The sequence below is a fragment of the Rhizobacter sp. P3_B12 genome (assembly GCF_056402895.1).
Window position 1 is genome coordinate 1 of record NZ_JBFUGN010001172.1, and the last position, 1,717, is coordinate 1,717.

Below are 1,717 nucleotides of genomic sequence, written 5' to 3' on the forward strand. Positions count from 1 at the left end.
ACGTGGGGCATGCCGAGCGCTGGGATGCGATCGAGATCGACGGCTCGATCGCGGCGCGCGACTGCAGCGTGCGCTACCGGCTCGGCGGCCGGGTGCTGGCCGTCGCGACGATCGGGCGCGACCTGGCGAGCCTGCGTGCCGAGCGCGAGCTGGAAAGCGCCGTGGCGGCGTAGCGCAGGGTCATTCGTGGTCGGCCGTCGTGCCGCCGGCGGCATGGCGCAGCCCGTCGAGCGCCGGCTGCACGAMGGCGGCATCGGACTCTTCGGCGAACACCGCATAGGCCGGGTACAGGAACTCGGGCGCGCCCTTCACGCGGTACAGCCGGCCGCTGTCGAGGTGCTTGCGCACGACCGCCAGCCGGAAGTAGCCGGAGCCGCCGTTGGCCAGCACGAACTCGCGCCCGAGCGGGCCGAGGCCGGCGGTCACCGCCGCATGGCCCAGGTGCGGAAACGCGAGGCTGTGCTGCTGCGCGAACTCCGGGCCCCAGTCGACGTAGACGTAGTCGGCGGGGTCGAGCTTGCGAACCCGCTTGTGGGTGGGCTTGTGCGTGGTGACGAGCACCAGCTTCTCCTCGATCAGCAGCTCGATGCGCAGGCCCGGGCGGCGCTGCGGTGCGTAGACGACCGCGATGTCGAGCATGCCGGACGCCACGCGGTCCATCAGCTCGGGCGCGACGCCCACCTCGGTGCGCAAGGCGAGTTGCGGCGCGACGTTGCGCATCCACAGCAGCCAGTCGAGCAGCAGCGGATCCCACAGGCTCATCTCGCAACCGATGGTCAGCACCGATTCATGGCCGGGCGGCACGGCCACCTGGTGGCGCGCCCGCTCCCACACCTGCACCATCATCGAGGCGTGGCGCACGAAGCGCTCGCCGGCCGGCGTGAGCGACGCGCCGGCCTTGCTGCGCACGAACAGCGTGGCGCCGACCGCTTCCTCCAGCGCCTTCACGCGGGCACTGACCGCCGTCTGCGTGACGTGCAGCCGCTCGGCGGCGCGAACGAAGCTGCCGGTCTCGACGATGTCGAGGAAGGTGCGGGCGAGGGTCACGTCCACGGCGTCTCCAGCGGCAGATTTGAATGCAACATTGTTGCTCTTATCGGCCAATAAAGATCGCTTTACCGGAATTCAAGCAAGGACGACCATTCGCAGCACGCCAACAGAAGGAGTCCAAGATGAACACACGCTCTTCGAACACGACCCCGCGACGCGACACGTCGGAGCGCCCGCAGGCGGGGCCCGCGCAGCGGACGGCCGTGCCGCAGAAGAAGCCCGACGCGCAACGCACGGCCGGCTCCGCCCAGAGCCGCAGCGAAGCACGCCATGCGACGCGCGTGGCCGCCGAGAGCGAGGTCTTGATCGTCGGGGTCTGAGCGGGCCCGCCCGCTTTGCTCAGCTGGCGCCGGTCTCGGGCAGCTTCGCGATCACCTTGATCTCGAACTGGAACCCGTAGAGCCAGGTCACGCCGATGCCGGTGAGCGTCGGGTGAGGTGCGTTGCCCCAGTACTCCGGCACGATCTTCCAGATCGTCTCGAACGTCGATTCCGGATCGACGATGAAGACGGTCACGTCGACCACGTCGTCGAAGGTGCAGCCGGCAGCCGCCAGGATGGCATTCAGGTTGTCGAACGCGAGCCGCACCTGGGCCTGCAGGTCCGGCTCGGGAGAGCCGTCCGGCCTGCTGCCGACCTGCCCCGACACGAACAGGAAGCCGTTGGAC

Annotated in this window: 3 protein-coding genes; 1 reads left to right on the forward strand and 2 read right to left on the reverse strand. The window is 69.5% G+C overall.

Annotated elements, in window-relative coordinates:
• Window positions 1-180: 180 nt before the first annotated feature.
• The gene (locus AC1D01_RS33430) at window positions 181-1,053 is read right to left on the reverse strand and encodes a LysR family transcriptional regulator (RefSeq protein WP_477873772.1); all 873 of its coding nucleotides are present in this window, start codon (window positions 1,051-1,053) and stop codon (window positions 181-183) included.
• Between the two features lie 119 nt (window positions 1,054-1,172).
• Here AC1D01_RS33430 and AC1D01_RS33435 point away from each other — a divergent pair, with 119 nt between their 5' ends.
• The gene (locus AC1D01_RS33435; protein WP_477873773.1) at window positions 1,173-1,370 is read left to right on the forward strand and encodes a hypothetical protein; all 198 of its coding nucleotides are present in this window, start codon (window positions 1,173-1,175) and stop codon (window positions 1,368-1,370) included.
• Between the two features lie 19 nt (window positions 1,371-1,389).
• Here the strand turns inward: AC1D01_RS33435 and AC1D01_RS33440 are convergent.
• Window positions 1,390-1,717 (reverse strand): RidA family protein (locus tag AC1D01_RS33440; RefSeq protein WP_477873774.1); only part of this gene is annotated, 328 nt, incomplete at its 5' end.

Bases quoted from the DNA above. Each gene is read 5' to 3' on its own strand.
- AC1D01_RS33435 (WP_477873773.1), top strand. From the start codon at position 1,173: ATGAACACACGCTCTTCGAACACGACCCCGCGACGCGACACGTCGGAG.